Origin of the sequence: Flavobacterium cheniae, from assembly GCF_004363695.1 — a bacterium.
GTDB lineage: Bacteria > Bacteroidota > Bacteroidia > Flavobacteriales > Flavobacteriaceae > Flavobacterium > Flavobacterium cheniae.
Genome location: NZ_SNZC01000002.1, coordinates 251,733 through 275,261 on the forward strand (window position 1 = coordinate 251,733; position 23,529 = coordinate 275,261).

The 23,529-nt window shown below is 34.0% G+C and carries 16 protein-coding genes and 1 tRNA gene; 5 read left to right on the forward strand and 12 right to left on the reverse strand.

What is annotated here, in order from left to right; translation table 11 throughout:
- Positions 1-5: 5 nt before the first annotated feature.
- Genes C8D80_RS06070 through C8D80_RS06095 form a run of 6 tightly spaced genes read right to left on the reverse strand, consistent with a single transcriptional unit; the run spans position 6 to position 8,406 of the window.
- A complete protein-coding gene (locus C8D80_RS06070) occupies positions 6-1,514 on the reverse strand; it encodes a quinol:cytochrome C oxidoreductase (RefSeq protein WP_133608427.1) in 1,509 nt (502 codons plus the stop codon).
- 27 nt (positions 1,515-1,541) lie between these two features.
- Positions 1,542-2,087 carry a c-type cytochrome gene (locus C8D80_RS06075; protein WP_133608429.1) on the reverse strand — a complete coding sequence of 182 codons (546 nt, stop codon included), beginning with the start codon at positions 2,085-2,087 and terminating at the stop codon, positions 1,542-1,544.
- Between the two features lie 9 nt (positions 2,088-2,096).
- On the reverse strand, positions 2,097-2,621 hold the full coding sequence (locus tag C8D80_RS06080) for a DUF3341 domain-containing protein (RefSeq protein ID WP_133608431.1): 525 nt from the start codon (positions 2,619-2,621) through the stop codon (positions 2,097-2,099).
- A 4-nt stretch (positions 2,622-2,625) separates the two neighbouring features.
- Positions 2,626-4,035 (reverse strand): NrfD/PsrC family molybdoenzyme membrane anchor subunit, encoded by a 1,410-nt coding sequence (nrfD, locus tag C8D80_RS06085; RefSeq protein ID WP_133608433.1) that lies wholly within the window; start codon positions 4,033-4,035, stop codon positions 2,626-2,628.
- Positions 4,036-4,066: 31 nt separating this feature from the next.
- Positions 4,067-7,102: a TAT-variant-translocated molybdopterin oxidoreductase gene (locus tag C8D80_RS06090; protein WP_133608436.1), complete on the reverse strand. Its 3,036-nt coding sequence runs from the start codon at positions 7,100-7,102 to the stop codon at positions 4,067-4,069.
- A gap of 32 nt (positions 7,103-7,134) precedes the next feature.
- A complete protein-coding gene (locus tag C8D80_RS06095) occupies positions 7,135-8,406 on the reverse strand; it encodes a c-type cytochrome (protein WP_133608438.1) in 1,272 nt (423 codons plus the stop codon).
- A gap of 216 nt (positions 8,407-8,622) precedes the next feature.
- Here C8D80_RS06095 and C8D80_RS06100 point away from each other — a divergent pair, with 216 nt between their 5' ends.
- Entirely contained in the window at positions 8,623-9,012 is a 390-nt protein-coding gene (locus C8D80_RS06100) for an SPOR domain-containing protein (protein ID WP_133608440.1), read from the forward strand.
- A gap of 62 nt (positions 9,013-9,074) precedes the next feature.
- Here the strand turns inward: C8D80_RS06100 and infB are convergent, their stop codons facing one another.
- From infB to rimP, 3 genes are read right to left on the reverse strand one after another with little or no spacing between them, the layout of a single operon-like run.
- On the reverse strand, positions 9,075-11,906 hold the full coding sequence (gene infB / locus C8D80_RS06105; protein ID WP_133608442.1) for a translation initiation factor IF-2: 2,832 nt from the start codon (positions 11,904-11,906) through the stop codon (positions 9,075-9,077).
- A gap of 48 nt (positions 11,907-11,954) precedes the next feature.
- On the reverse strand, positions 11,955-13,196 hold the full coding sequence (gene nusA / locus C8D80_RS06110; RefSeq protein WP_133608444.1) for a transcription termination factor NusA: 1,242 nt from the start codon (positions 13,194-13,196) through the stop codon (positions 11,955-11,957).
- A gap of 14 nt (positions 13,197-13,210) precedes the next feature.
- On the reverse strand, positions 13,211-13,678 hold the full coding sequence (rimP, locus tag C8D80_RS06115; protein ID WP_133609438.1) for a ribosome assembly cofactor RimP: 468 nt from the start codon (positions 13,676-13,678) through the stop codon (positions 13,211-13,213).
- Between the two features lie 169 nt (positions 13,679-13,847).
- Between rimP and C8D80_RS06120 the strand changes: the two genes are divergently transcribed.
- Complete coding sequence (locus C8D80_RS06120) at positions 13,848-14,672, forward strand: universal stress protein (RefSeq protein WP_133608446.1); 825 nt, start codon at positions 13,848-13,850, stop codon at positions 14,670-14,672.
- Between the two features lie 122 nt (positions 14,673-14,794).
- On the opposite strand, the gene C8D80_RS06125 is transcribed toward C8D80_RS06120, so the two are convergent.
- A tRNA-Gln gene (locus C8D80_RS06125) sits at positions 14,795-14,865 on the reverse strand.
- A 156-nt stretch (positions 14,866-15,021) separates the two neighbouring features.
- On the opposite strand from C8D80_RS06125, the gene C8D80_RS06130 reads away from it, so the two are divergent.
- Entirely contained in the window at positions 15,022-18,222 is a 3,201-nt protein-coding gene (locus C8D80_RS06130; RefSeq protein ID WP_133608448.1) for a glycosyltransferase family 117 protein, read from the forward strand.
- Positions 18,223-18,298: 76 nt separating this feature from the next.
- Positions 18,299-18,937, forward strand: a complete 639-nt coding sequence (locus tag C8D80_RS06135) for a polysaccharide deacetylase family protein (RefSeq protein ID WP_133608450.1) — start codon at positions 18,299-18,301, stop codon at positions 18,935-18,937.
- Here C8D80_RS06135 and C8D80_RS06140 read toward each other — a convergent pair.
- Entirely contained in the window at positions 18,934-19,230 is a 297-nt protein-coding gene (locus C8D80_RS06140; protein WP_026724375.1) for a thioredoxin family protein, read from the reverse strand. The genes C8D80_RS06135 and C8D80_RS06140 overlap by 4 nt on opposite strands.
- 73 nt (positions 19,231-19,303) lie before the next feature.
- Complete coding sequence (locus C8D80_RS06145) at positions 19,304-20,533, reverse strand: metallophosphoesterase (RefSeq protein WP_133608452.1); 1,230 nt, start codon at positions 20,531-20,533, stop codon at positions 19,304-19,306.
- 124 nt (positions 20,534-20,657) lie between these two features.
- On the opposite strand from C8D80_RS06145, the gene polA reads away from it, so the two are divergent.
- Entirely contained in the window at positions 20,658-23,510 is a 2,853-nt protein-coding gene (polA, locus tag C8D80_RS06150) for a DNA polymerase I (protein WP_133608454.1), read from the forward strand.
- Positions 23,511-23,529: the final 19 nt, after the last annotated feature.

Here is a 23,529-nt window from a genome sequence, read left to right on the forward strand (position 1 = left end):
AACTATTAATAATGAAAATGTTTACTTTCCTCAATGAAAGGATTTCCTTTTGGAACTAATGGAGCCTTAGTTAAAGCTGTAAATACAACGAAGATAAATAAACCTAAGAAGAACATTAAAGCTCCAATTTCAGGAATACCAATAAACCATTGATCACCAACTGTTGCAGGCATAATCATATTGAAGAAATCAATATAATGTCCAAATAATATTACGATACCTGCCATAACTACAATCCAAGTTAAACGTTTGAAATCTGTGTTGATTAAGATTAACAATGGGAAAATGAAGTTTAAAGCTAACATTCCGAAGAAAGGTAATTTGTAGTGTTCGATACGAGTTACGAAGTAAGTAACCTCTTCTGGGATATTTGAATACCAAATCAACATAAATTGAGAGAACCATAAGTATGTCCAGAAAATACTGATACCAAACATAAATTTAGCTAAATCGTGAATATGACTTGTATTAACATGCTCTAAATATCCTTTAGATTTTAAGTATAAAGTAATCATTGCAATTACAGTAATTCCACTTACGAAGAAACTAGCAAATACATACCATCCAAATAAAGTACTGTACCAGTGTGGATCAACAGACATAATCCAGTCCCAAGACATAATTGACTCAGAAACGATAAAGAATACTAGGAAAAATGCTGCTAACTTGAAGTTTTTCTTGTAAGGTGCATTATCTTCAGCGCTATCTTGTGCTAATGAATTTTGTCTGAATTTGAAACGAACAAAATTCCATACAACTAAAATAATTGCCGCAGTTGCTAAAAATCTTCCAACACTTAACCAACCTTTTTTAAGGAAAATAAGTTTGTCAAATTTAACTGATTCTGGGTTAACAACTTCAGGATCCATCCATACAAACAAATGATTGAAATGCATACCTGCCGCAACTAACAATACAAAGAAAATAATAGAACCTGGTAATAAATACGCAGTAATACCTTCCATAACTCTAAATAAGATTGGAGACCAACCTGCTTGAGCTGCATATTGGATAGCGTAGAAAGCTAAAACCCCAACCGAGATTAACATAAAGAAGATACAAGCAACATACAAGGCAGCCCAAGGCTTGTTTTGTAATTGGTGTAAAACATGTTCTAAATGTTCTTTATGATCATCGTGAGAATGAGCGTCAGCTTTAGCATGAGCATCGTGATTGTCTGCATGAGCAGGAGCTTCAGCAACAGCTACAACAGCAGTAGTATCTTCTGCATGTGCAGTAGAATCAACTGAAGTAGTATGAGCTTCGACATGTGTTGAATCTGCAGCATGAGCCTCAGCAACTTTTACAGTATCAGCTACAACATGAGTATCTGCAACATGTGGAGCAACTTTCTCTACATGAGCAGCTTCATGACCATGATGACTATCTGCTAATAATTTTTCTACATCCTCAATTGTTTTAGGAGCTGCCATGAAACCAATTCCAATACCAATTGCACCTAAAATCATTAGGACGAATGAAAAAGTTTTTAATTTACTTGAAAACGTGTACATATCTATTATTTTCAAAAAGTTTTACTATTATAATCCAGCTTTTAATTTTAAAACGTAGTCTGCGACTACCCAACGCTCTTCTTGAGACAATTGGTTAGCATGAGAACCCATAGAGTTTAATCCATAAGTAACTACGTGAAAAATACTTCCGTCTGTAATTTCTCTATCTTTATAACTTGGTACTCCAAGGAATTTTTCTTTAACCACTAAATTTCCTTTTCCATCACCTTTATCACCGTGGCAAATTGCACAATAAACAGTGTATAATTCTTTAGCTTTATCAGGATTGATTGCTGTAGAATCTAATGGAGATTTTAAAGTTGCTTTAGCTAAAGCATATCCTTCTGGTGTATTTGGAATTTCGTAAGGAACAAATCCTCTTTTAATTGATCCCTTTGCAGGCACTTGAGCTTCCACTCCTCCTTTAAAAACATTATGCTCAGAATAAGTCTCATAAGAAACCGCTTCGTACATATTAGGGAAAAACTGATAGTTTGGTTTTGCTTTATCGAAACATGAAGTTGCCATAAAAGACAAACCTACTACTGCTACTATTTTATATAAACTTTTCATAACTATCTATTAATGCTTTTCTACAACTTTAACTTCAACTGCACCAGTGTTTGTAAAGAAAGAAATTAATTCTTCTTCGTTACCGTGAATACCAACTTCCATTAAAAAATGGTCATCTGTAGTTCTCACATCTGGGTTTTCAGCTTGTTTAAAAGGCCATAATTTACTTCTCATATAAAAGGTAATAACCATTAAGTGAGCTGCAAAGAAAACCGTTAATTCGAACATAATAGGAACGAAAGCTGGCATGTTATCAATATAACTAAAACTTGGTTTACCTCCAATATCTTGCGGCCAATCTTGAATCATAATAAAATTCATCAATGTTGTAGCAACAGACAAACCAATAATTCCATAAATAAAAGCACAAATAGCAATTCTTGTTGGAGCTAATCCCATTGCTTTATCCAATCCGTGAACTGGAAAAGGCGTATAAACTTCTTCGATATGATGATGAGCTGCTCTAGTTTGTTTTACAGCATCCATTAAAACATCATCATCATTATATATAGCGTGTATTACTTTATTACTCATGATATTAATGATTATCTGAATGATTATGACCGTGTTGTTCTCTTTCTCTCTTGTAATTATCTCCAGAACCTTTTAAGATTGTTTTAACCTCTGCCTGAGCAATTACAGGGAAACTTCTAGAATATAATAAGAATAATACAAAGAAGAATCCAATAGTTCCAATATAAATACCAGCATCAACAAAAGTTGGTTGGAACATTGTCCATGAAGATGGTAAATAATCTCTGTGTAATGAAGTTACGATAATTACGAAACGCTCAAACCACATACCTACGTTTACTACGATAGAGATAATGAATGACGCCATAATGTTGGTTCTAATTTTCTTAGACCACATAACTTGCGGAGAAATTACGTTACAAGTCATCATTAACCAGTATGACCACCAGTAAGGGCCAGTTGCTCTGTTTAAGAATGCATATTGTTCGTACTCTACTCCAGAATACCAAGCTACGAATAACTCCGTAATATAAGCACAACCTACGATAGAACCTGTAATCATGATTACGATGTTCATTAATTCGATATGTTGTACTGTGATATAATCTTCTAAGTTAGATACTTTTCTCATAATAATAAGAAGAGTATTTACCATTGCGAATCCTGAGAAAATAGCTCCAGCAACGAAGTATGGAGGTAAGATTGTTGTATGCCATCCTGGGATTACAGAAGTAGCAAAGTCAAAGGATACAATAGTGTGTACAGAAAGTACAAGAGGTGTTGCTAAACCAGCTAATACAAGAGAAACCTCTTCAAAACGTTGCCAGTCTTTAGCTCTTCCAGACCATCCAAAAGAAAGAATAGAATATACTCTTTTAGTAAAAGGAGTTACAGCTCTATCACGTAGCATAGCAAAATCAGGTAATAAACCAGTCCACCAGAAAACTAATGATACTGATAAATATGTAGAAATTGCGAATACGTCCCATAATAATGGAGAGTTAAAGTTAACCCATAATGATCCGAATTGATTTGGAATTGGTAATACCCAGTAACCTAACCATGGACGACCCATGTGGATAATTGGGAATAAACCTGCTTGCATTACCGAGAAAATCGTCATTGCTTCTGCAGAACGGTTAATTGCCATTCTCCATTTTTGACGGAATAATAATAATACTGCAGAGATAAGAGTTCCGGCGTGACCGATACCTACCCACCAAACGAAATTGGTGATATCCCAAGCCCAACCTACTGTTTTATTTAATCCCCATGTTCCAATACCAGTGGTTACTGTATAAATCATACAACCTAATCCCCATAGGAAAGCGGCTAATGCGATTGAAAATACTGTCCACCATTGTTTGTTTGCTCTACCTTCTACAGGTCTAGCCACATCTACCGTTACATCGTGGTAAGATTTACTTCCTACTACTAAAGGTTTTCTAATGGGTGCTTCGTAATGAGACGACATAATCCTTTATATTGTTTCTATTAATTAATACTTATTTATCGTTTCTAACTTTCACGTGGTACATCACGTTTGGTTTTGTTCCGATGTGCTCTAATAAATGATACATTCTGTCTGATTCTACTAATTTAGCAACATCTGATGCTGAATCATTAATATCACCAAATTTCATAGCTCCACTTGAACAAGCAGCAGAACAAGCAGTTTGGAATTCATCCTTACCTACAGCTCTACCTTCACGTTTTGCTTTCAATTTAACAGCTTGAGTCATTTGGATACACATTGAACATTTTTCCATAACTCCACGAGAACGTACATTTACATCTGGATTGATAACCATACGACCTAAATCATCATTCATGTGATAATCAAACTCGCTATTTTTGTTATATAAGAACCAGTTGAAACGTCTTACTTTATATGGACAGTTGTTAGCACAGTAACGAGTACCAACACATCTGTTGTATGCCATGTGGTTTTGACCTTCTCTACCATGAGATGTAGCAGCTACAGGACAAACCGTCTCACAAGGAGCGTGATTACAGTGCTGACACATTACCGGTTGGAAAGCAATTTGAGGATTTTCTGAAGGATCTTCCATACTTGCGAAAGTATCAATAGAACTCATTAATCCACTTGCAGACTCTTTTAATTCAATATCACCAGCAAATGTTTCTTTAGAAGAATAATATCTATCGATACGTAACCAATGCATATCTCTACTTCTTCTAATTTCATCTTTACCTACAACTGGTACGTTGTTTTCTGCGTGACATGCGATAACACACGCTCCACATCCTGTACAAGCATTTAAGTCGATAGATAAATTAAAGTGGTGACCAACACTTCTATCAAATGAATCCCATAAGTCAACTTCTGTAGCAGCTGTTGGCTTGTGATCTAATGATACCATTGGAATTGGATTCCAAACTTTAGCGTCTTTAGTATTGAAAACTTCTAATGTAGTTTCTTTGATAATATCACCTCTACCCATTAATGTTTTTTGTAACTGAACACAAGCAAATTCATGCTCACCGTCAGCAACAGTAATAGTAGCCGATTGATTTGAGTTTAAGTTAGCGTATAAAGCATAAGCATTAACACCTACTTGCATCTCTTCTTTTAATCCTAGTTTTTTACCATATCCAAAAGCTAAACCTAAAGTTCCTTTTGCTTGACCTGGTTGGATAATTGCTGGAACATTCTCTAAAGTAGCATTTCCTACTTTAATTGTAACATAACTTCCGTTTAAACCTCCGTTAGCCACATTCCAGTTTTTAACACCAGCTGCTTCAGCATCTGCTTTTGAAATAGTTACGTAGTTATCCCAAGATACTCTAGTAATAGGATCTGGGAATTCTTGTAACCATGGGTTGTTTGCTTGTTGCCCATCTCCCATTCCAACTTTAGAATATAAAACTAAATCGAAGCTAGAAGATTTTGCTTGTGCTAAAGCTGAAGCTGCCGTAGCATAATCAGCAGAAGCTGCAGTTAACGGACTTGCTACAGAAGCAACAAAACCATCATGCACTGCTTGATTCCATGATTTTCCTGCCAACGATGCAACAGAGAAAGATTTTAAGAAATCGTAATAAGCAACTGTATTGTCTGTCCAAGTTAATAAAGCTTCTTGGAACTGTTTTGTATTGAATAAAGGACGAATCGTTGGTTGCATAATGCTGTAATTACCTCTAGTAATAGCAACATCTCCCCAAGACTCTAAATAATGTGGAGCCGCAGCAGCAATTGTAGTTAAAGTTGAAGTTTCATCTTCTTTCATAGAGAAAGAAACTGAAAGTTTAACTGATTTTAAAGCTGCAACGAAATCTTTTGAATTTGCTAGAGTATACGCTGGATTAACACCATTCATAATTAAAGTATGAACTTTACCAGCTTTCATATCTGCTACTAATTGAGCAACTGCTTTTGCATCACCTTTTCTTGTAAGGATAGCATCAGAAGTATTGAATGCCTCAGACTGTAATGCATTGTTAATAGCCAAAACTACTAATTGCGCATTAACATCATCTAAACCAGTTACAACAACACCTTTGTTTTTAGCATCTTTAAGTTGCTTAGCTGCTTTTGCAATTTGAGCATTTTTAGGTTGAGCACCACTTACAACAGCGTAATATAAATCAGCTAATGCTTGTTTTTGTTGCGCAACTGTCATTGGAATTCTAACATCTGCATTAGCACCTGCTAAAGACATGTTAGATTCAATTTGAATATGTTTAGACATCATTCCGTTTTTAGGAATACGACCTTGAGCATATCCTGCATCAAAACCTCCTCCTTGCCAATCTCCTAAGAAATCTGCACCAACAGAAACGATAACATCTGCTTTTGAAAAATCGTAATTAGCTAAAGCTCTAACACCATAAACTGCTTGAAAAGCATCTAAAGCGTTTGATTCAGAAACTGCATCATAAACAACATGTTTAGTTGTTGGATATTTAGCAACTAAAGAAGCAATTAAAGCATCTGTTGAAGGACTTGCCATGGTGTTTGTTAACACTACTACATTTCCACCTTTTGCTTTAGCATCTTCTAAACTAGATTTAACTTTAGTGTTTACGTCAGCCCAAGTTGCATCTTTTCCAGCAATTTTAGGTTGTTTTAAACGTAAACTATCATATAATGAAAGAACAGAAGCATGAACTCTTGCATTTGCTCCAGTTTTTGCTCCTTCTAAATTATTATTCTCTACTTTGATAGGACGACCCTCACGAGTTTTGATTAAAATATTAGCAAAATCAAAACCATCAGCCATCGTTGTTGCATAATAATCAGCAACACCAGGAATAATTTCTTCTGGTTGAACTACGTAAGGAATTGACTTTACAACAGGACCTTCACAAGCTGCTAATGAAGCTGCAGCCGTGCTAAATCCAACATATTTTAAAAAGTCACGACGAGTAGTTGACGAAGCAGACAAAGATTCTTTATCTCCTAAAAACTGGTCAACCGGAATTGGTTCCACAAACTCGTTGTTTCTTAGCGTCTCAACAATAGAACTATTTTCGTTTAGTTCTTCAACACTTTTCCAGTATTTTTTGTTTGATGCCATTGTATAGTATATTAGCTTCTTAAATTATTTTATTAATAGTGACATTTACCACATTCTAAACCTCCCATTTGAGCCGCAGTTAACTGAGATACTCCGTATTTTTTAGAAAGTTCTTCATGGATTTTTTTGTAGTAAGCATTATCTTCTACTTTCACATTTGTTTCTCTGTGACAGTTGATACACCATCCCATTGTTAATGGAGCATGTTGTTTCATGATTTCCATTTCTTCAACTGGACCGTGACAAGTTTGACACTCAACTCCTGCAACAGTTACGTGTTGAGAGTGATTGAAATAAACGTGATCTGGTAAATTATGAATTCTAACCCATTTAACTGGTTTAGTTTTTCCTGTATATTTTTGTAATGACTTATCCCATCCAACAGCATCGTATAATTTAGCAATTTCACCATCGTAAAATGCTTTAGAATGCTCTTCAGTTGCAGTAGTTTCAGCTACTTCACTAATGTTTTTGTGACAGTTCATACAAACATTCAACGAAGGAATATTAGAATGCTTACCAACTCTTGCAGCAGAGTGACAGTATTTACAGTCAATTCCGTTTTCACCAGCATGAATTCTGTGCGAATAGTGAATTGGCTGCACTGGCTCATATCCTTGGTCAACACCAATTTGCATCATCCATCCATATGCAAAGTAAGCAGAAACCAACAATAACAAGATTGCAGAAACTAATACTAAGAATTGATTTTTAGCATAAGCTTTAAAGATATTCATTATTGAACGATCTTTTTGAGCCACTTCTAACCCTTTAGCACCAGCGATTTTAGTCAACATATTGTTCACTAAGAACAACATAACAACTAACATCATCATTACTAACGAAAGCACTCCTAATATTACATTATTAGAAACACCAGAATCAGCAGTTACCTCACCCGCTACAGGAGCACCAGGTACAACTGCAGGAGCAGCAGGAGCTGGCTCAGAAGTATAAGCTAAAATATTGTCAATATCTTCATTTGACAATTGTGGAAATGCAGTCATTGGAACTTTGTTGTTCTCTTCAAACACTTTTACTGCTTGCGCATCTCCTGACTTGATTAATTCTCCACTATTCTTAATCCACTTATACAACCATTCTTTGTCGTATTTAGCAGCAACGTCACGAAGTGCAGGACCCGTAGCTTTTGCGTCTAATTTATGACAAGCAGCACAATTGGTATTAAATAGCTCTTTACCCTTAGCCGCATCCTGAGAGAATACTGATAAAGAAGTTACTAGCACGAATGCTAAACTGAAGAAAATCTTTGAAAACGATTTATGGTTACCCACCTTTTTCATATTTAAAATGATTATCGACTTAATTTGGTATACTTTTAGATATACCTTATCTAAAAACAACACGTTATTTTTTCAAAACTCCGACAAAAATACAATATTCGAACTATTATTAAAACCTTAATTTTGTCTTAAAATGTAATTTATATTTGTTCTAAATAATTTTCAACCTTCTAGATATCATCTTAAATTGTATTTTTGTATTAAAATCATTTGTATATGAAAAACTTATCAAAACATAACTTATTGTACTTCTTTATTCTATCTTCATTTTTCTGTTTGTCGTCAAGGGCTCAGGACGGAAAAACAAATGTTTCGGTAGACCCGAAAATTGACCAATTGTTAAAAGAAAAAAGAAAACTAAATACCGGTTTATTTTTAAATGAAGCCTATAAAATTCAAATTTTTTATGGCAACAGCGAAGAATCGAAAAAAAAATTACAAGAGTTTAAAAGGGAATTTAAAGACTTAGATGGCACAATTATCTTTAATAGCCCTAACTATAAAGTATGGATCGGAAACTTCAAAACAAGAATAGAAGTAGAACGCGCAATGGTAGATATTAAGAAAAAATACCCTACTGCGTTAATCATCAAACCATCTAATTAAAAATAGATAAAAACAAAAAAAGCCATTCAAATGAATGGCTTTTTTTATTGCTTATAATTGAATTATTTCAATTTTTTCTTCACTTCTACCTCATGGAATCCTTCAATTAAATCATACTCACGAATATCGTTGTAATTTTTAATCTGCATACCACAATCATATCCTTTAGAAACTTCTTTAACATCGTCTTTAAAACGTTTTAAAGTAGCTAACTCACCAGTGTAAATTACAACTCCTTCTCTAATTAAACGTATTTTAGAGTTTCTGAATACTTTACCATCGGTAACCATACATCCGGCAATTGTTCCCACTTTAGAAACTTTGAAAATTTCTCTAATTTCTGCTGTACCTGTAATTTCTTCTTTCATCTCTGGAGACAACATTCCTTCCATTGCATCTTTTAAGTCATCAATTGCATCGTAAATAATTGAATAGTTACGGATATCGATTTCTTCTTTTTCTGCTAATTGTTTTGCGTTTCCTTGAGGACGAACGTTAAATCCGATAATAATAGCATCAGAAGCAGAAGCTAACAATACGTCAGATTCAGTAATTGCTCCAACTCCTTTATGAATAATGTTGATTTGAATTTCTTCGGTAGATAATTTAGAGAATGAATCCGATAACGCTTCAACAGAACCATCCACGTCTCCTTTAAGGATAATATTCAATTCTTTAAATTGTCCTAATGCAATACGACGACCAATTTCGGCAAGCGTAATGTGTTTTTGCGTACGAACCGATTGCTCACGTTGTAACTGAGTACGTTTAGATGCAATTTGTTTTGCTTCTCTTTCGTCTTCGTAAACATTAAATTTATCACCCGCTGTTGGCGCACCATCTAAACCTAATACTGATACTGGAGTTGATGGTCCCGCTTCTTTGATTTGATGTCCTCTTTCGTCAAACATGGCTCTAATTTTACCATGATTTTTTCCAGCCAACACATAATCTCCAATACGAAGTGTTCCTGCTTGTACTAAAATAGTAGAAACATATCCTTTTCCTTTATCTAACTGAGCCTCAACAACTGTTCCAAGCGCAGGTTTTTTTGGATTTGCAGTAAGTTCTAAAACTTCTGCTTCCAATAATACTTTTTCTAATAATTCTGAAACTCCTGTTCCTTGTTTAGCCGAAATATCGTGAGATTGGTATTTTCCACCCCAATCTTCAACTAATAAATTCATTCCCGCTAACTGCTCTTTAATTTTTTCTGGATTAGCCGCTGGCTTATCTACTTTATTAATAGCAAAGATCATTGGAACACCAGCAGCTTGCGCGTGACTGATTGCTTCTTTTGTTTGTGGCATGATATCATCATCCGCCGCAATTACGATAATAGCGATATCGGTAACTTGAGCTCCACGCGCACGCATCGCGGTAAACGCCTCGTGACCTGGTGTATCTAAGAATGTGATTTTTTCGCCATTTTCTAAAATTACTCCGTAAGCTCCAATATGTTGTGTAATTCCTCCTGATTCACCCGCAATAACATTTGCCTTACGAATATAATCTAACAAAGAGGTTTTACCGTGGTCAACGTGACCCATTACGGTAACAATTGGTGCTCTGTGTACTAAATCTTCTGGATTATCTTGAACTACTTCTGCAGCTTCTTCAATATCAGTTGTAATGAATTCAACTTCAAAACCGAACTCATCTGCAACGATAGACAATGTTTCAGCATCTAAACGTTGGTTCATCGTAACCATGATTCCAAGCGACATACATGTTCCGATTACTTTTGTAATAGGCACATCCATTAAAGATGCAATTTCACCTACAGTAACAAATTCTGTTACTTTTAATGTTTTGCTTCCTTCTTCTTGTGCTTGTAATTCATCATCAACACGTTGACGGTGAGAATCTCTTTTATCTCTACGGTATTTTGCTGATTTCGATTTATTACCTTTTCCTTGTAATCTTTCAAGAGTTTCTTTAATTTGGTTTTTAACGTCTTCTTCAGAAGGCTCTACCTTTTGAATAATTGGTTTTTTACCTTTATTAAATCCACCTCCAGCTGCTCCACCTTTAACAAACTCTTTCTTAGGTCCACCCGCGTTATTGTTTGCTCCAGGAGCTCCAGGTCCGCCTGGTTTAATAATACGTTTACGTTTGTTTTTATTGTTATTATTAGCAGCATTTGCCCCACCAGCATTTGGTGCTTGAGGAGTACCTGGCTTTTTAATATCTTTTTTAGGATCTTCTTTTTTCTTTTTAGGTTTTTCAAATTGAGATAAATCAATTTTTTGACCTGTAAAAGTAGCTCCTGATAATTTTTGGTATTGTGTTTCGAATTTTATTTCTCCTGCTTCGTCAGTAGTTGGTTCGGTTTTTTCCTCTGCTTCTTTAGCTGGTTTAACCATTTCTACTTTTTTAGTAACAGGCGCTTCTTCCTTAGCTTCAGGCGTAACCAATTCTGGAGTTTTCTCCACAACAGGTTTTTCTTCAGCAACAACAGGCTTTTGCTCTGTTTTAACAACAGGTTTTTCTTCAGAAACTGGCTTTTCAGACTTAACTTCTTGTTTTTTAGGATCTAAATCGATTTTACCAACTGCTTTTGGAGCAGTTAAGACTGCTTTAGCTTTGATAATCTCTTGTCTTTGACGCTCTTCTTCCTGCAAACGCTTTGCTTCTTGTTCTTTTTCCAGTTCGCGTTTTAGCGCCTCCTTCTCTTTTCTTTTTTCTTCACTCACTTCAAGAGAGGCAACCTTATTCCCTTTGTCAGCAGAAAATTGACCGCATAAGACTTTGTATTCCTCTTGTGATATTTTAGCATTTGGACTTGACTCAATTTCATGACCCTTTTCTTTAAGAAAATCCACAGCTCTATCAAGAGAAATATTTAACTCCCTTAAAATTTTGTTTATTCTTATTACTCTTTCTTCAGACATATAACCTTTTTAAAATTCTTTGTATTGTTGTGTTGTTTGGTTAAAGAATTATCCTTCTAATTCTTCTTTTAATATATTCATTACATCTAAAATAGTTTCCTCTTCAAGATCAGTTCTTCTTACCAAGTCAGCAACATCTTGATTTAATACGCTTCTAGCTGTATCTAAACCGATTTTTTCAAATTCTTCAATCACCCACGCTTCGATTTCATCAGAGAACTCTCTTAATTCCACGTCATCTTCTTCCTGAGCGATACCTTCTCTAATAACATCAATTTCGTAACCTGTTAGTAAACTAGCTAATTTAATGTTATTTCCGCCTCTACCAATAGCTTTAGAAACTTCTTCAATTTTTAAGAATACTTCAGCCGTTTTAGCTTCTTCGTTAATTTTAACAGTTGAAACTTTCGCAGGACTCAAGGCTCTTGTAATATATAACTGAGCGTTAGCTGTATAATTAATTACGTCGATATTTTCGTTTCCTAATTCACGAACAATTCCATGAATACGAGAACCTTTCATACCTACACAAGCTCCAACAGGATCAATTCTATCATCATAAGAATCTACCGCTACTTTTGCTTTTTCACCAGGAATACGAACTACTTTTTTGATAGTAATTAAACCATCAAATACTTCAGGAATTTCTTGTTCGAATAATTTCTCAAGGAATTCCGGAGCAGTTCTTGACATGATGATTTGTGGTTTATTACCTTTCAATTCAACATTCTCAATCACACCTCTTACATTATCTCCTTTTTTGAAATAATCATTTGGAATTTGTTTTTCTTTTGGTAAAACAATTTCGTTTCCTTCATCATCCATCAAAATTACAGCTTTTGGACGAACATGATGCACTTCCGCTGTATAAATATCACCAATTAAATCTTTAAACTGTTTGTAAAGATTTGTATTATCGTGTTCATGAATCTTAGAAATCAAGTTTTGACGTAATGCCAAAATAGCTCTTCTTCCTAATTGAATTAATTTTACTTCTTCAGAAACGTCTTCACCTACTTCAAAATCAGGCTCAATTCTTCTTGCTTCTGACAAAGAAATCTCAGAATTTTCATCTTCTACTTCACCATCTTCAACTACTACACGATTTCTCCAAATCTCCATATCTCCTTTATCAGGATTAATGATAATGTCGAAATTATCGTCTGAACCATATTTCTTTTTCAATGCATTTCTAAACACATCTTCTAAAATTGCCATTAGTGTAACTCTATCGATGAGTTTGTCGTCTTTAAATTCTGAAAACGATTCGATTAATGCAATATTCTCCATGTCAACTCTTTATTTTAAAATGATATTATAACAATTGCTTCTTTTATATTCTCGTAAGGAATTTCTAGTTTTTTATCTACTGTTTCTTTCCCTTTACCAATCTTTTTAGGCTCGCGTGCCTGCCACTCTAAGGTTATTTTTTCATCATCAGCCATTGTTAATTTAGCTTCAATTTCTTCAGATGAAGTAGTTTTAACTTTTAGAGTTCTGCCAATATTTTTCTTGTATTGTCTTACTAATTTTAACGGACTTGAAACACCTGCCGAAGCCACTTCTAATGAAAAATCTTGCTCCTCTCTGTCTAAATTGTTCTCAACTGCTCTACTTATGTCGATACAATCTTGCAAATTTACACCTGAATCACCATCTAAAATTACACTAATTTTATTAGTTTCATTGATAGATAAATCAATCAAAAAAAGATGCTCACGTTCTGTCAATGCTGCATCCAATACCTCTTGAACTTTACTTTTAAATGTCATATTTTTATAAAAAGAGGCACGCTGTGCGTGCCTCATAATCCTTTGTCCTTTAATAACGTTGCAAATATACAAATTTTTTTGAATTAAAAAAACATTGTCAGTTTGGATATTTTTTGTACTTTTATAGTGTAATTCATTTTACACCATTAAAATAACCTAAAACAAACTTATGAAACGAATTTTAGTACCAACCGATTTTTCAAAACACGCCGAATACGCATTAAAAGTAGCTGCTCAAATCGCCAAAAAGAATGACGGTGAGATTTTTTTACTACACATGTTAGAATTACCAACAACTGGAAATGACGCTGTTTCAAGAGCTCACGACATACCAGAACTAATGTTTTTCAAAAACGCAGCTGTAGCTAAATTAGACGAATTAATGGACGCCGATTATTTAGACGGAGTTAAAATTTCAAGAATTATTCAATTTGAAATGGCTTTCGAAGGCATCATTAAAAACGGAGAAGCTCACAATGCTGATTTAATAGTTATGGGATCTCATGGCGCTAATGGCTTCCAAGAAATGTTTATTGGTTCTAACACAGAAAAAGTAGTAAGAAACTCAAACGTTCCTGTATTAGTTATTAAACGCGAAGAAGACACCTTCAATGCTTCTAAATTTGTATTTGCTTCTGATTTTTCAGACGAAATAAAAAAACCATTTGAAAAAGTAGTTGAATTTGTTAACAAATTTGGTTCTCACCTTTATTTAGCAAACATCAATACTCCAAACAACTTTAAGTCTACTAAAGTAGCTCAAAAACAAATGGACGAGTTTATTGCAAACTTTAAAATTGACAACTATTCTACTCACATTTACAATGATGTAAACGTAGAAAAAGGAATCTTACATTTTGCAAAAAGCATCGATGCAGATATTATCGGAATGAGCACACACGGAAGAAAAGGTTTATCTCACTTCTTCAATGGAAGCATTAGTGAAGATTTAGTAAACCATGCCAAAAGACCAGTTATTACATTTAAAATCTAATTTTTGAGATTTTTACCAATAAAAAAAAGACCACAATTGTGGTCTTTTTTTTATGTTAACTTATGATGAATTAGCGACTTACAAAAATAAAAAAACTCCACTTATTTCTAAGTGGAGTTCTGTTGGCCCACAAGGACTCGAACCTTGAATGACGGTACCAAAAACCGGAGTGTTACCATTACACCATGGGCCAATACCTAACAACCTTTTCGATTGCGAGTGCAAATGTAATGCATATTTTTTATTCTGCAAATTTTTCTAAAAAAAATATTAAAAAAATTATTAAACCGAAATCGTAAACAAAAAAATAGTTTCTTTGTAGGAGAATATAGAAAAATCAAAATACAATATGAATTCATTCAACTTTAAAAAGTGGAACACTATTTTAGGATGGTCTACTTTTATGGTAGCATTAATTACTTATTCATTAACTGTAGAACCTACTATGAGTTTTTGGGATTGTGGTGAGTACATCGCAACATCAGCAAACTTAGAAGTAGGTCACCCACCAGGAGCACCATTATTTCAAATGCTAGGTGCTTTCTTTGCTATGTTTGCCTTTAGTCCAGACAAAATAGCTTTGATGGTAAACTACCTTTCTGTTTTTTCGAGTGCTTTTACAGTTCTTTTCATGTTTTGGTCTTTGACAATATTGTTAAAAAAATTAATTATTGGTGAAAAAGAAATTTCTACAAACAACGCTATCATGATTTTAGGTAGTGCTGCAGTTGCAAGTTTATCATTCACTTTTACCGATAGTTTTTGGTATAATGCAGTAGAAGCCGAAGTTTATGCAATGGCAACTTTTCTAATTGCATTATTATTTTGGTTAGGATTACGTTGGGAACAAGAACTTAACACACCAAGAGGCAACAAATGGTTACTTATTATTTCATTAGTTATTGGACTTTCATTTGGTGTTCACTTTATGGCTTTATTAGCTTTTCCAGCAATTGGATTTCTATATTTCTTTAAAAAGTACCACAATGTAACTGTAAAAAGTTTCTTAATCGCTAATGTGGTTATTATCGCTATTTTACTTTTCATTTTTAAACTTTTACTTCCTTACACATTAGCTTTCTTTGGTAAAACGGAAATTTTCATGGTAAATAGCCTCGGAATGCCTTTTAACTCGGGAACTATTTTTGCTTTTATTTTAATTGTGGCTGCTTTTTATTTTGGATTAAATTATACCAAGAAAAAAGGACATGTTTTTTATAATACATTAATCTTGTCTACTCTTTTCATCTTGATTGGGTTTTCAACTTGGATGATGTTACCAATTAGAGCTAATGCCAACACTCCAATTAACGAAAACAAACCTTCAGATGCGGCAGAGGTTTTAGCTTACTATAATCGTGAGCAATATGGAGAACAAAAATTATTTTACGGACCTCAATTTTCAGACACTTATTCTGGATTAGATCCTGTAACTCCTTATTTAGATGATAAACCTAACTATGAGCGTGATTACAAAACAAAAAAATATGTTATTACTAACGATTATATCAACGCGAAACAAAACACAGATGATGCTCATAAAGCATTGTTACCAAGAATGTGGAGCAATGAACACAGAGAAAATTACATGATTTTTACTGAACCATTAGAGTTTAGAATTAATCCTGAATATGCTCACGAAGACGAATTGGTTCAAATTGTAACCCAATTTAGAAAAGCACACGCTGCTGGAGAAATTGACGAAGCCGATTATGATAAATTCTTAAAAGGATATGGTGAATATTTAATTGTAGACAAACCTACTTTCTTCAACAACATGAAGTTCATGATTCAATATCAATTTGGATATATGTATGTTCGTTATCTACTTTGGAATTTTGTAGGAAGACAAAGTGATGTTCAAGGAAAATATGACAACACTAACGGAAATTGGCTTAGTGGAATTAGTTTTATTGACGAAATGTTTATTGGGACTCAAAAAAACCTACCATCAGACATGCAAAACAACAAAGGAAGAAACACTTATTTCTTCTTGCCTTTTATTTTAGCAATTATTGGAATGGTTTTTCATGCCAAAAGAGATATTAAGAGTTTCTACGTTTTACTAGTTTTATTCTTATTTACTGGATTAGCATTAAAAATATACCTAAACGAAAGACCATTTGAACCAAGAGAAAGAGATTACGCGTTAGTAGGTTCGTTCTATGTATTTGCCATGTGGATTGGGTATGGAATTTATGCCATTTTCGATACTTTGAAAAAATACATTCAACCAAAAGTAGCAATTCCAATAGTTTTAGCAACTTCATTATTAGCTTCTCCAGTGGTTTTAGCAGCTCAAAACTGGGATGACCATGATCGTTCGAACAAAGACACTGCGTTAACAATGGCGAAAGCATATTTAGATTCTTGTGAGCCAAATGCCATTTTATTTACCATTGGTGATAACGATACTTTCCCATTATGGTACATGCAAGAAATTGAAGGCTATAGAACCGATATTCGAATCGTAAATACAAGCTTATTCATGACCGATTGGTATATTGATCAAATGAAAATGAAAACGCACAATTCAGAGCCTATTCCTAGTTCTTTTAATAGAGAACAATACAAAGGAAGTAATAGAGATTATAGTTTATTCGTAGAAAGAACTAAAGAGCCTCTATTGTTAGACGAAATGCTTAAATTTATTGCATTAGATGATGAAAGAGCTAAAATTGAATTAAATAATGGTCGTAAAATCAACTACTTCCCATCTAAAAAAGTAATTTACCCTATTGACAAAGCAGCGGTTATAAAAAACAAAGCTGTTTCAGAAAAATTCTATGATTCAATTGTTCCTGCTATCGAATTTGAAATTAAAGACGAAGCACTTTACAAAAATCGTTTAATGATGTTAGACATCGTAAATCAAAATAACTGGAAACGCCCTATCTATTTTACTGGTGGAAGTTTTGGTGAAGACGATTATCTTTGGATGAAAGACTACTTGCAGTTAGATGGAATGTGCTTTAAATTAGTTCCAATTAAAACGCCTGCAGAATCACCAAGTCCAATGAAAATGGGACAAATTGATGCTGATAAAATGTACAATATTGTAATGAAATGGGATTGGGGTAATAGTGGTAAATCAATTATCTATCACGATCCAGAAACACGCAAAAACAGCATTAGCTACAGAACGAATTTAGCTCGCTTAATGGAAGCTTTAATTATGGAAGGTAAAATGGATAAAGCAGAAAAAGTTATTGATTTGGCAATGGAAAAAATGCCTGTTCAATATTTTGAGTATTATTCAATGCTTGAGCCTTTTGCAATTGGTTATTACGAAGTAGGTAAAAAAGAAAAAGCTAGAGCTATTATTTCTGAAGTCATTAAAAAATACCAAGAAAATTTATCGTTCTATAACAGCTGGAAACCAAGTGAACAAAACTTTGGCGCTATGGATATTGTAAGTGATATTGAATACTACAGAAGTTTACTTCAAGTTGCAGAATCAGCAGAAGATTTAGAATTCTACAATAAAGAAAAAGTGAAGTTCAATAATTTCAACAAAATGTTTGAACGTTTTGGAAGAAAAATGGAATAACTAATTTTCAAAATATAAAATGTTCCAAATGAAAGAAATTTCGTTTGGAACATTTTTTTTATACTAATTTTACAAGATGAACTTCAATTGGGTAAAAACAAATAAATGGATTAAAAAGATTTTCAATAATCTGGTTTGGGAAATTCCTAATTCGGATAAAAAAATCTATTTAACTTTTGATGATGGCCCAATTCCTGAAGTAACCGAATGGGTTTTAGATATTTTAAAAACGGAAGATGTTAAAGCAACTTTCTTTTGTATTGGTGATAATATCCGAAAACATCCCGAAGTTTACAAAAGAATTTTGTCTGAAGGTCATCAAACCGGAAACCACACTTTTAATCATTTAAACGGTTGGAAAACCGAAACTAATCATTATATCGATAATTTCAAGTTGTGCGAAACTGAAATCTTGAAACTGAATGCTGAAAACTCGTTTTTATTTCGTCCTCCTTACGGAAAAATTAAACCAAGTCAATCAAAAGCAATTCGACAATTTGGTTACAAAATAATTATGTGGGATGTTTTGAGTTATGATTTTGACTCAACCATTTCTGCAGAAAAATGTTTAGAAAACGTAATTTCAAATACAGAACAAGGAAGCATTATCGTATTTCACGATAGCCTGAAAGCAGAAAAAAATCTGAAATATGCATTACCAAAAGTAATACAAATTTTAAAAGATAAGGGGTTTGTTTTTGATGTAATTTCTTAGGCTTGTTCTTGCACTAACGAAATTAAAGTGTTTGCATCAAGTTCGCCGCTTTGTCTCCATACCATTTGACCTTCTTTATAAATCATTAAAGTAGGCAAACCTTTAATACGAAGCGCTTCAGCTAATTCCTGATTTTTATCCACATCAATTTTAATTACACGTGCTTTATCTCCTAAAGCAGCCGCAACGTGACGAATTACTTCATTCATAGCTACTGAAGGTTCATTCCACTCTGTAAAGAAATCGATTAGTACAGGTACTTGAGCATCGATAAGTTCTCCAAATTTTGACATAAATTGAATTTATTAGTATCAAAAAAATAATTTTCACACGAAAATAATATACAAATGTAGCATTTTTACTGAATTACGCTACATTTTCTCCTTTTTTTAGTTCAATAACAGTTATTTCGGGCATAATTCCTACTCTACCAGGATAAGCATGGAAGCCAAAACCCCTATTTACATAAATATATCTTCCCGCATTTTCATACAATCCAGCCCATTGTTTGTAAACATATTGCACCGGACTCCATTTTACCCAACCCGGAATTTCTATCCCAAATTGAAACCCATGAGTATGACCCGAAAGCGTTAAATGATAATGATTATCATCGTGCTGAATTTTCTCATCCCAATGACTTGGATCGTGACTCATTACAATTTTAAAATCTTCTTTCGTTAGTCCTTTCGAAGCTAAATTCAAATCACCACGTTCACCAAATTTTCTTCCCCAGTTTTCAACACCTACAATAGCTAATTCTTGATTGTCTTTTTTGATTTTCACATGTTCATTCAACAACAATTTGAAATCAATTTTATCATGAATCGCTTTTATTCCTTCAAAATTAGCTTGTTTTTCAGCTTGAGATTTCCAATCTAAATATTCGCCATAATCGTGATTTCCTAAGACAGAAAACTTTCCAAATTTCGGATTATGAATTCCTTTGAACGTATCAATCCAAGGATCCATTTCGGTAGCGTGCGTATTTACGATATCTCCAGTAAACAAAACCATATCCGAATTTTGCTCATTAATCAAATCAATCGCATATTGGATTTTCTCTGCATCATCAAAACTTCCACTGTGAACATCCGAAATATGAGTAATCGTAGTTCCATCAAAAGCATCTGGTAAATCAGGAAAAAACAAGGTTTGTTTGATTACTTTATAATTGTATTTTCCAATGGTAATTCCATATAAAAATGAAGCAAACGGAATAGCAGCTATTCCTAACGCGATTTGACTCACAAAACGTCTTCTTTCAGGTAAAAATCCTTCAGAACCACTTTTCGTTATCACACCAAATAATCCAGCAAAAAAGCGAATAATGTCTTCTCCAAATAATATGACAGTCAATAATAATTTAGGAACATATAGTAGTAACAACAACCCAAAAGTCAACATAGTTTTTGGGGTTTGACCTACACTTCTATCAAAATGATACAGTTGGTAAACAATATAAAATAAAGCGATTGCAGATGTTACATAATAGAAAATAAAAAACCACTTCGATTTTATCAAAGTCTTAAACGCCTGAAAAGCATAGATTTCCAGAATGACAACAAATACTAAAAAAACAATCCAACGAATCATTAGCTCTTTTTTTTTGCAAAGTAAGCAACAAGTTAGGCAAATTGATACTGCATTAAATGAATTTTAACAAAGTTTTTTTAAGCAAAGAATTGTACTTTTACATTTTTAATGAAATTTCAGAACAATGTCACAAAAACGTCTTTTCCTTCTTGATGCTTACGCGCTTATCTTTCGTGGGTATTATGCTTTTATAAAAAATCCTCGTATCAATTCTAAAGGAATGGATACTTCTGCCATTATGGGATTCATGAATTCTCTAATGGACGTAATTAAGCGCGAAAAACCTGACCATTTAGCGGTGGCTTTTGATAAAGGCGGAAGCGATTATCGTTTTGAAATGTATCAAGAATACAAAGCGCACCGTGACGAAACGCCAGAAGCAATTAAAATTGCGGTTCCTTATATTCAAGAATTATTGAAGGCGATGCATATTCCAATTATCGAAAAAGCAGGTTTTGAAGCCGATGATTTAATTGGAACATTAGCGAAACAAGCCGAAAAAGAAGGATTTCAAGTATTCATGGTGACGCCAGATAAGGATTTTGCACAATTAGTTTCGGAAAATATTTTTATGTATAAACCCGCCCGAATGGGGAATGATATTGAGATTTGGGGAATTCCTGAAGTCTTAGCAAAATTTGAAATCGAGCGTCCTGATCAAGTAATTGATTTTTTAGGAATGATGGGCGATTCTGCCGATAATATTCCAGGATTACCTGGTGTGGGTGAAAAAACAGCGAAGAAATTCTTAGCCGAATATGGCACTTTAGAAAATTTATTGGCGAATACGCATCAGCTAAAAGGTGCAATGAAAGATAAAATCGAAGCTAATAAAGAATTGGGGATTTTATCCAAAAAATTAGCCACTATCCTACTCGATTGTCCGGTGACATTTGATGCTGACGATTACGAATTATCGAAACCAGATGTGGAGAAAACCGATGCTTTGTTTCAGGAATTAGAATTCCGTCAAATGAAAGCGCAGTTTGATAAATTATTTGGATCTGGGAAAGAATACGACGAAATTGATGCCAACGGAAATACTTCTGAAATTCCACAACCCATAAAAAAAGCGCCAGCTAAAAAATCAAACGAAGACCAATTCGATTTGTTTGGTTTTAGCGATGAATCGGTTGAACCAACAGCGAATCATTCGTATTATGCAACGTTAGAAAATACCACGCATTTTTACCAAATTATTCAAGGTGATTTGCCTGTAAAATTGTTGTTACAGAATTTATTAAATCAAACTTCGGTTTGTTTTGATACTGAAACTACTGGAATTGATGCTTTAAATGCAGAATTAGTAGGAATGTCGTTCTCTTTCGAAAAAGGAAAAGGATTTTATGTTCCGTTTCCCGAAAATCAGGAAGAAGCTCAAATTCTAATTGAAAAATTCAGACCATTCTTCGAAAATTCAACCATCGAAAAAATAGGTCAGAACATGAAATACGACTTGAAAATTCTTTCGAATTACAACATGCAAGTCAAAGGTAAATTATTCGACACCATGATTGCGCATTATCTGATTAATCCTGATATGCGTCATAACATGGATGTGTTGTCGGAAACGTATTTGAAATATGCGCCAAAATCGATTGAAACTTTAATTGGTAAAAAAGGCAAAAATCAATTGTCGATGCGCGATGTTCCATTAGAAGACATCAAAGAATATGCAACTGAAGATGCTGATATTACCTTCCAATTAAAAGAACATTTTCAACCGATTTTAGAAAAAGTAGGCACAAAAAAATTGTTTGACGAAATCGAAATTCCGTTAGTTCCAGTTTTAGCTGATATGGAAAAAGAAGGTATTCGCTTAGATGTAGAATTTCTAAAAAGTATGTCGGTTGACATGCAAAAAGAAATCAATGCGTTTGAACAACAAATTTATGAAACCGCTGGTGAGAAATTCAATTTGGCTTCTCCAAAACAGTTGGGTGATATTTTATTCGACAAACTAAAAATTGGTGGTGCAAAACAAAAGAAAACCAAAACCGGTCAGTATGCGACTGGTGAAGAAGTGTTGAGTTATTTGGCTAACGAACATCAAATTGTGCGCGATATTTTAGAATGGCGTCAAATGGTGAAATTGCAAAGTACGTATATTGATGCATTACCAAATCAAGTCGATAAAAAAACAGGAAGAGTGCATACCGATTATATGCAAACTGTGGCTGCAACTGGTCGTTTGAGCTCTACAAATCCAAACCTACAAAACATTCCTATTCGAACCGAAAAAGGACGATTAATAAGAAAAGCCTTCATTGCTCGCGATGAAAATTACACCTTACTTTCTGCCGATTATTCTCAAATTGAATTGCGTATTATTGCTGCTTTGTGTGGTGAAGAAAATATGATTAAAGCGTTTCAAAATCACGAAGACATTCACAAAAGTACGGCTGCAAAAGTATTCAATGTGCCTTTAGACGAAGTTACAAAAGAGCAAAGAAGTCATGCTAAAACCGTAAACTTTGGAATTATTTATGGCGTTTCGGCTTTTGGATTGAGCAACCAAACCAACTTATCTCGAAAAGAAAGCGCGGAATTAATTGAAGCGTATTATCAAACGTATCCAAAATTAAAATCGTTTATGACTTCGCAAGTGGATTTTGCTAGAGAAAACGGTTATGTGGAGACAATTTCAGGAAGAAGACGTTATTTGAAAGACATCAACTCAGCCAACGCAATTGTTCGTGGCGGTGCGGAACGAAATGCGGTAAATGCGCCCATTCAAGGTTCGGCTGCGGATATCATTAAAATTGCGATGATTAACATACACAAAAAACTTACGGCTGAAAATTGGAAATCAAAAATGCTATTGCAAGTACATGACGAATTAGTATTTGATGTACACAACTCCGAATTAGAAAAAATTCAACCAATGATCAAACACGAAATGGAAAACGCTTTCAAAATGGCCGTTCCGTTAGATGTGGAAATTGGTCTGGGTAAAAACTGGTTAGAAGCGCATTAGAAAAGTGGTCAGTGGACAG

Coding starts and splice junctions, on each gene's coding strand:
- C8D80_RS06070 (WP_133608427.1), bottom strand. CDS start 1,514: ATGTACACGTTTTCAAGTAAATTAAAAACTTTTTCATTCGTCCTAATG.
- C8D80_RS06075 (WP_133608429.1), bottom strand. CDS start 2,087: ATGAAAAGTTTATATAAAATAGTAGCAGTAGTAGGTTTGTCTTTTATG.
- C8D80_RS06080 (WP_133608431.1), bottom strand. CDS start 2,621: ATGAGTAATAAAGTAATACACGCTATATATAATGATGATGATGTTTTA.
- nrfD (WP_133608433.1), bottom strand. CDS start 4,035: ATGTCGTCTCATTACGAAGCACCCATTAGAAAACCTTTAGTAGTAGGA.
- C8D80_RS06090 (WP_133608436.1), bottom strand. CDS start 7,102: ATGGCATCAAACAAAAAATACTGGAAAAGTGTTGAAGAACTAAACGAA.
- C8D80_RS06095 (WP_133608438.1), bottom strand. CDS start 8,406: ATGAAAAAGGTGGGTAACCATAAATCGTTTTCAAAGATTTTCTTCAGT.
- C8D80_RS06100 (WP_133608440.1), top strand. CDS start 8,623: ATGAAAAACTTATCAAAACATAACTTATTGTACTTCTTTATTCTATCT.
- infB (WP_133608442.1), bottom strand. CDS start 11,906: ATGTCTGAAGAAAGAGTAATAAGAATAAACAAAATTTTAAGGGAGTTA.
- nusA (WP_133608444.1), bottom strand. CDS start 13,196: ATGGAGAATATTGCATTAATCGAATCGTTTTCAGAATTTAAAGACGAC.
- rimP (WP_133609438.1), bottom strand. CDS start 13,678: ATGACATTTAAAAGTAAAGTTCAAGAGGTATTGGATGCAGCATTGACA.
- C8D80_RS06120 (WP_133608446.1), top strand. CDS start 13,848: ATGAAACGAATTTTAGTACCAACCGATTTTTCAAAACACGCCGAATAC.
- C8D80_RS06130 (WP_133608448.1), top strand. CDS start 15,022: ATGAATTCATTCAACTTTAAAAAGTGGAACACTATTTTAGGATGGTCT.
- C8D80_RS06135 (WP_133608450.1), top strand. CDS start 18,299: ATGAACTTCAATTGGGTAAAAACAAATAAATGGATTAAAAAGATTTTC.
- C8D80_RS06140 (WP_026724375.1), bottom strand. CDS start 19,230: ATGTCAAAATTTGGAGAACTTATCGATGCTCAAGTACCTGTACTAATC.
- C8D80_RS06145 (WP_133608452.1), bottom strand. CDS start 20,533: ATGATTCGTTGGATTGTTTTTTTAGTATTTGTTGTCATTCTGGAAATC.
- polA (WP_133608454.1), top strand. CDS start 20,658: ATGTCACAAAAACGTCTTTTCCTTCTTGATGCTTACGCGCTTATCTTT.